Source organism: Caloranaerobacter sp. TR13, assembly GCF_001316435.1.
Classification (GTDB): Bacteria; Bacillota; Clostridia; order Tissierellales; family Thermohalobacteraceae; genus Caloranaerobacter.
In genome coordinates this window covers 1-232 of the sequence record NZ_JXLL01000052.1, presented here as the reverse complement: position 1 = coordinate 232, position 232 = coordinate 1, and the positions used below count along the sequence as shown (strand labels likewise).

2 tRNA genes are annotated in these 232 nt (G+C 57.3%); both read left to right on the top strand.

Going from position 1 to position 232, the window contains the following annotated elements:
* Positions 1–31 precede the first annotated feature (31 nt).
* A tRNA-Ser gene (locus TR13x_RS10850) sits at positions 32–122 on the top strand.
* 9 nt (positions 123–131) lie between these two features.
* Positions 132–222: transfer RNA gene (locus TR13x_RS10845), tRNA-Ser, on the top strand.
* The last annotated feature ends 10 nt before the right edge of the window (positions 223–232 follow it).

Here is a 232-nt window from a genome sequence, read left to right as displayed (position 1 = left end):
CGCGTTCGAGTCGCGGATGGGTCACCAATACGGAGAGGTGTCCGAGTGGTTTAAGGAGCTGGTCTTGAAAACCAGTGACTCGCTTGCGCGGGCCGTGGGTTCGAATCCCACCCTCTCCGCCAACAGAGAGTGGAGAAGTACTCAAGTGGCTGAAGAGGCTCCCCTGCTAAGGGAGTAGGTCCCTAACGGGGCGCGAGGGTTCAAATCCCTCCTTCTCCGCCAAGTTTTTTAA